The sequence below is a fragment of the Corallococcus sp. AB018 genome, from assembly GCF_003986945.1.
Taxonomy (GTDB): Bacteria; Myxococcota; Myxococcia; order Myxococcales; family Myxococcaceae; genus Corallococcus; species Corallococcus exiguus.
The window spans coordinates 1-6,703 of the sequence record NZ_RAWR01000347.1; the positions used below are offsets into that span (position 1 = coordinate 1).

The window sequence follows — 6,703 nt, forward strand, 5'->3', positions numbered from 1 at the left end:
TTTCCGTTGGGTGGGGGCAGGCGCGAAACCGGAGGGCCATCACGGCCGCCGGGCGCCACCCATCAGGAGCAACCCCATGTCACCGTCCCCACGCCTTCGTTCCGTGGCCCGGCTCACCGCCGTGGCCTTCACCACCCTGGGCCTCAGCGCGACCGCGCAGACGTATGCCTTCCCCGGCAGCAGCGCGGACCTGCCCGAGGGCAGCCACTGGTGGATCTCCAGCGACCACGGCGGCACGCACAACCGCGACCTGAGCGCCGTGCGCTTCGACGACGACGAGAAGCGTTTCACCCGCGTGAAGATTCCCTTCGCGGACTACGCGGCCAACCCGCGCAACGCCGACTGGGTCATCTACGGGCTGCCCGTCTCCGCCATCGCGGATGGCGAGGTGCTCACCTGTTGGCGCAACGCCCCGGAGGGCCTCAAGCCGGCGGTGTACGGCGGTGACGACGTGCCCCATCCGGGCCGCACCTCCAACCCGCTGCGCATCCCGCGCTCGGGCAACCACGTGAACATCCGCACGGACGACGGGAAGATCATCCTCTACGCGCACCTGCAGCCCGGGAGCGTCCCGGAGGAGCTCTGTCCCTTCAACGCCACCTACGTGGCGGACGCGGAGGACCGCGTGGGAGACCTGCCCCGGGAGGTGATTGTCCCCGCGGCGCAGCGGGTGCGCGTGAAGCGCGGGCAGTTCGTGGGCCGCGTGGGCAGCTCCGGCGCTTCGTCGAATCCCCACCTGCACGTGCACCTGCAGCCCATGACGGGCGCGACGACGCTGGGCACGTCCCTGCCGCTGACCTACTCGCAGGCGTGGCAGAAGAACGGCGCGGTGGCGTACGACTCGTCGCTCGACTTCGTCCCGCTCCAGAACGAGGCGCTCGACCTGTTCCCCCAGGCCATCCACCCGGATCCGCTGCTGCGCCGGGGCGACATCACCGGGGACCCGGTGCTGGAGGTGGCGACGGCGGCCTCGGGCGGCATGGTGGTGACGGCCACTCGGGACGTGACGGGGCGGCTGGCGCTGGGGTCGTGGCAGCTGGCGGGGGACGGCACCTTCACGAAGCTGCATGACGCCGCCGCGGGCGCGGCCAGCTCCATCGCCATGGTCCACCCTCACAACAGCACCACCCGCGACGTGGTGACGGCGCTGCGGGATGGGGATGGGAAGCTCAAGATCATCGCCTGGCGGGTCGCGGCGAACGGCTCCATCGAGCGCAAGGGCGATGCCGGCGGCGACGCGGACGCGACGGAGATCAACCTCGCCACCTTCCCGCAGGGGCTGGGCGTGGTGAGCGCCTTCCGCGACTCCACGGGCCACCTCAAGGTCAGCACCTGGGAGACGTCCGCGACGCTGGACACGGTGACCCGCCGGGGCAACGGCTTCGGCGAGGAGGCGACGAAGGTGGCCATGACGCCCATCCTCAACGGCCGCGTCGCCGGGGATGCGGGCCGCTTCACCGGCGTCGTCACGGCGGTGCGCACGCCCGCGGGCAACCTGAGCCTGACGGCGTGGGAAATCACCCCGCAGAACCTCGTCATCCAGCGGGGCTCCTATCTGGCGGGCGCGGTGACGGACGTGGCCATGAGCACCGTCACGATTGGCAACAGCGTGCGCGACATGGTGGTGGCCAGCACGCGCCTGACCAACGGCGTGCTGCGCAACATCTCCTTCGACGTCACGGCGGCCGGACAGTTGGTGCGGCGTGACCACGAGGACGGCGAGGCCATCCTGGATTTGAGCGCGGCGCGCGTGGTGGGCGAGCACGTGGTCACCCCGGTGCGGGACACCACGGGCAACCTGCGCGTCTACACCTGGGACGTGGACGCGGACGGCAAGGTGCACCGCACCGGCAAGGAGCGCGCGGGCGCCATCGTGTCGGGCCTGGCCACCACCTCCACCTATGTGGGCGCTCGCTTCGTCATCACCGCCGTGCGCCTGACGACGGGCACGGGGGGCGGGGACCTGCGTCTGATTGCCTGGGACGCGAATCTCCAGTAGCGCGCGAATGTCTTCCCCGGAGCCTCTGGGCTCTGGGGGAATTTTCACGGATTGCCCGGCTTCTCCTTGCCGCCGATGATGCGTTCGAATGACGCTCGGCACCCGTTTTCGCGAGGGGAGGCATCTTGGAGTTGCGACACGGCCCATGGGCGGGTGCATCCCCGGATGCCGGGTTGGAGACGCTGCGGCGTGACCTGGGCCGGGCGCTCGCGAGCGTCTGTCCCGCGTCGCTCGCGGACCGGCGGGAGGACCTGTTGCAGGTCGCGATGATGAAGGTGGTGGAGCTGCGCGGGCGCACCCAGGGCCAGGGGGAGCTGACCCCCGCGTACCTGTACCGGGTGGCGTACACGACGCTCATCGACGAGCTTCGCCGGATGGGGGCGCGCAAGGAGGTGGCGTTGGAGGAGGTGGAGCAGGGGCCCGCCCAACCCGTGGCGCCGGGAGACCCGGAGCGGGCGGCCGGGGCCTCGCAGATTGCGCGGGCCGTGCGTGATTGTCTTCAGGGGCTGGTGCAGGACCGCCGCCTCGCCGTGACGCTGCACCTGCAGGGACACACCGTCCCGGAGGCCGCGGAGCTGCTGGGGTGGGAGGCCAAGCGGACGGAGAACCTCATCTACCGGGGGCTGAGCGCGCTGCGAGCCTGTCTCTCCATGAAGGGAATCCAGCCGTGAGCGAACGCCGTCCCGAGGATGACACGCTGGATGCCGAGGGCGTGGAGCGGCTGCGCACGGCGCTGCGCGAGGATGACGCGGCAGGGGAGCCGGTGGACGCGGACCTCGTCTGGCGCGCGGTGAGGCAGGAGCTGCCGGTGGAGGAGCGCCGGGCGGTCATCGAGCGCGTCGCGGCGGATCCCGCGTGGGCGCAGGCGTGGCGGTTGGCGAAGGCGATGTCGCAGGCAGCGGCGGAGGCGGAGCGGGGGGCTCCGGCGGTGGTGCCCGCGACAGGCGTGGAGGCTCCCGCGAAGGTGGTGTCCCTGACCGCCCGGCGCTTCTGGCAGGGGCGGCAGGCGATGGCGGCGATGGCCGCGACGGTGGTGGTCCTGGTGGGCGCGGTCGTGGTGGTGCGGCAGCAGCAGGCGCAAGTGGATCCGACGCGGATCCGTGGTGGTGCGGCGGAGGCCATCGCCTCGCAGGTGCCGGAAGCCACCGCGCTGCCCCGCGAGCAGTTCGTGCTCCGCTGGAGCGGAGTGCCCCAGGCGGTGTCCTGGAACGTGCAGGTGTCGTCGGAGGATTTGAAGGTGTTCCATCGCGCGGAGCGGCTGGAGTCGCGCGAATACACGGTGCCGGTGGATGTGCTCGCGGAGTTGCCCTCCGGAGCGCGCGTCCTGTGGCAGGTGGAAGCGCGGCTTCCGGATGGAAGCGTCCAGCGCGGCAGTACGTTCGTGAACCGGTTGCGGTGAGTGCCGCACCACTTGTTGGGCCAGGCCGGTGGCTCAATGACAAGCAGAGGGGGATTTATGAAGGCAATCAATGTTGGCAGGGGATGGGTGCGCGCGCTGTCCATGATGACGCTGCTGTGGGGCGTCGTGGTCGCGGCGCAGGCCGCGCCCCCGTTGTACACGATGGTCATGACCACGCAGCCGCTGACGGGCGCCACGCACGACACGGTGGTGGCCTCCGTGGTGGAGGCGGGCACCCTGCGGGCGCCGACGAGGGTGCCCATGACCCTGCGCATCCTGGACGCACACGATGTCGTGCTCGCGACCGTCACGGGGACCGTGAGCGCGGGAGCCCCGCTGCGGGTGAGCGCCCGGGCTCCCTCTCCGGACGGGGTCCGCGCGGAGCTTGTCCTGCCGGCGGGCGCGGAGAAGATGGCCGCGGGGGTCCTGGTGCTCGAGCGGGCGGGGATTGAGGAGGAGCCGCCTCCCCAAAGTACCTTCTGCGAGTTTACCCTCTATACCTACGACCCTTCCACGGGCATGCCGGAGCCTGTCACGGTCATGGGCGCATGCTCGTTGGAGACCCTCTGAGGTGAGCGGAAGGCGGCGACAGCGCATGGGACGACGGGGCGGCTTCACGCTGGCGGTGGGGCTGGCCCTGTGCGTCCCGGAGCCGGCCGCCGCCTCCGCGGAGCCCTCCGGGCTCGCCAGGTGCGAGGAGTCCTTCGTCGCCCACCCGGAGGACTCCGACGCGGCGATGTGCTTCTTCCGGAGCGCCCAGGGGCTCGAAGGGCGCGACGAGGCCCGGCGCAGGCTCCAGGGCCTCATCGCGCGGCACCCGGACCGTCCATGGCTCACGCTGGTGCTCGGCCACATGGAACTGCTCTCCGAGCCCGCGCTGGCGGAGGCGTCCTACCGCCGCGCGGCGCTCGCCTTCCGCGACCTGGGGGACGCGGAGGGCGAGGTGCTGGCCGGCATCAACCTGCGCAGCGTGCTGGGAATGCGTGGCCAGACGGAGGAGGCGCATCAGTGGGTCCTGCGGGTGGGCGAGGTGGCTCGGGCCTCCGGGGATCCCCGGCTGGAGGTGCGAGCGCTCATCCTGGAGGCGGCCGAGCTGTCCGACCTGGGCCAGGACCTGGGGCGCGCCTACCGCCTGCTCAAGCGCGCGGAGGCGCTCACCTTCCCGGATGGCACGGACGGAATGAAGAAGCAGCTGCTCAGCCCGCTGGCCACGGTGAGCATGAACCTGGGCCGCTTCGACGAAGCGCTGGACCTGTATGCGCGGCTCGCGGAGCTGGCGGAGCGCACGAAGGACGCGGGCACGGAGGCGCGCGTCCGCTTCGCGCTCGCGAACCTCGCCTGGCGGCGGCGGGAGGAGCGGCCCGAGCCCGGAGGCCGGCAGGAACTGATGCGGCTCGCGAGGGAGGCGCTCGCGGCGTCCCAACGCGCGGGCAGCAAGGCCTTCGAAACGATGTCGCTGCGCCTCGTCGCGGAGTTGCTGGGGGACGAGCCCGGGGAGCGGAGTGAAGCGGAGGACGCCCTGGGCCGCTGTATCGACATCGCCCGGGAGAAGGACCTGCCCGAGCGGCGCATCTCCTGTCTGTGGACGCGTGCCGAACGCCGGGCCGCGGTGGATGCGGCCGCCGCGTGGCGCGACGTGGACGAGGCCCTGGCACTGGCCGCCGAGCACGACAACCCGCTCTACCTCGCCTCCGCCTGGCGGGCGCGGTCGACCGTGGCCTTCCGCACGCGTCCACTGCCGGAAGCCTTGAGCGAGGCGGAGCGCGCGCTCGATGCGGTGGAGGTTCTGCGTCAGTTGCAGCGGGATGCCACCAGCCAGGCCGAGCTCTTCTCCGGCTGGGCCAGCGACTATCACCGGCTCGCGGGCCGCACGCTGGAGGCCGGAGAAACCTCCGCCATGCCACCCCGCGAGGCCCTGGAGCGCGCCTTCGCGGTGAGTGAGCGCCTGCGGGCGAGGACGTTGTTCGAGGCCCTGGTGGCCTCCCGCTCGCTCGTGACGCAAGCAGAGGCACCGGAGCAACGGAAGGCGCGCGACGGCGTGCTGCGCAGCCTGTCCGTCACCCAGCGGCGGCTGCTTGAACCCGCGCTGTCCACGTCCGAGCGCACGACGCTGTTGGGAGCGCTTCAGGAGCTGGAGCGCCGCGAACGCGAGCTGCGTCCGGCGGCCCGGCGCGCGGAGCTCTCGTTCGCATCGCTCGCCGCGACCGAGCAGCGCCTGGGCGAAGAGGAGGCGCTGCTCGTCTTCCTCGTGGGCGCGGACCACGACCTCCAGGGCGCGCGCTCGGGATGCGCCTGGGTGCTGGCGGTGACGCGCGAGGGCACGCACGCGTACCGCATCCCGGAACGTGCACGGCTGCGTCCCTCGGTGGCGCTCCTGTCGGGCCTCATCGAGCGCCGCGATGGTTCGGAGGCAGGTGCCGCCGCGGCGCTCTACGCACAGCTGCTCGCCCCGGCGCTGCGAGACCTTCCCCCGAAGGTGTCGCGCCTGCTGCTGGTGCCGGATGGTCCGCTGCACGACCTGCCGTTCGCCGCGCTGCGGGAGCACGCGGACGGCCCACCGTTGATGGCCCGGTATGAACTGGCGCGGGTACCCTCCGCGAGCCTGCTCCACTACTGGCGCGAGCAGCCCGCGAGGCCCCCCGAGGGCGAGGCCCTGGTCCTGGCGGATCCCGACCGGGGCGGCACCCTTCAGGGCACGCAAGTGGCCTCCGCGAGGGGCGGCGTGTTCCTGGAGACGGCGAACCTGGGCGCGCTTCCGGAGGCGCGGCGCGAGGGCCGCACCGTGAGCGAGGCCCTGGAGGACACGGCCGTGAAGCCCCGGCTGCTCATGGGCGCTGAAGCGTCCGAGCAGGCCCTCAAGGCGTCCCGTTGGGACGCGGTGCGCATCCTCCACGTGGCCGCGCACGCGGTCGTGGACGTCGAGTCCCCCGAGCGCTCCGCCCTGGTGCTGGCTCCGGGCTCGGCGGGGGAGGACGGCCTGCTCCAGCCCCGGGAGATCACGGAGCTGCGGCTGCGGGACACGCTGGTGGTGCTCTCCAGCTGCCGGGGAGCCTCTGGCGCGCTGCTCGCGGGAGAAGGCGTGCTGAGCCTCGCGAGGGCCTTCTTCGAGTCGGGAGCGCGAGCCGTGGTGGCCAGCCTGTGGCCCATGCGTGACGCGGAGGCCGCGGAGTTGCTGGAGCGCTACTACCGGCACCTGGCGGAGGGACAGAGCGCGGCGTCGGCGCTGAGAGAAGCCCAGCGCGAGGCCTGGGAGGACGGCGAGCCCGCGGCCATGTGGGCCGGGCTGGGGGTGATGGGGGACGCGG

At 72.3% G+C, this 6,703-nt stretch carries 5 protein-coding genes; all 5 read left to right on the forward strand.

From position 1 onward, the window contains the following. Positions 1-76 precede the first annotated feature (76 nt). Complete coding sequence (locus D7Y11_RS40855; protein WP_126936380.1) at positions 77-1,999, forward strand: M23 family metallopeptidase; 1,923 nt, start codon at positions 77-79, stop codon at positions 1,997-1,999. A 125-nt stretch (positions 2,000-2,124) separates the two neighbouring features. Then, the gene (locus D7Y11_RS40860; protein WP_126936381.1) at positions 2,125-2,670 is read left to right on the forward strand and encodes an RNA polymerase sigma factor; all 546 of its coding nucleotides are present in this window, start codon (positions 2,125-2,127) and stop codon (positions 2,668-2,670) included. After that, on the forward strand, positions 2,667-3,398 hold the full coding sequence (locus tag D7Y11_RS40865; RefSeq protein ID WP_121753648.1) for a hypothetical protein: 732 nt from the start codon (positions 2,667-2,669) through the stop codon (positions 3,396-3,398). The genes D7Y11_RS40860 and D7Y11_RS40865 overlap by 4 nt, the downstream gene beginning before the upstream one ends. An 87-nt stretch (positions 3,399-3,485) precedes the next feature. Beyond that, positions 3,486-3,968, forward strand: coding sequence for a hypothetical protein (locus D7Y11_RS40870; RefSeq protein WP_120599523.1), 483 nt, complete (start codon positions 3,486-3,488; stop codon positions 3,966-3,968). 25 nt (positions 3,969-3,993) lie between these two features. Next, positions 3,994-6,703, forward strand: a 2,710-nt coding sequence (locus tag D7Y11_RS40875; protein WP_148139274.1) for a CHAT domain-containing protein, incomplete at its 3' end; no start/stop codon positions are given.

Excerpts from the sequence above, each read along its gene's own strand:
- D7Y11_RS40855 (WP_126936380.1), top strand. The coding sequence starts at position 77 with ATGTCACCGTCCCCACGCCTTCGTTCCGTGGCCCGGCTCACCGCCGTG.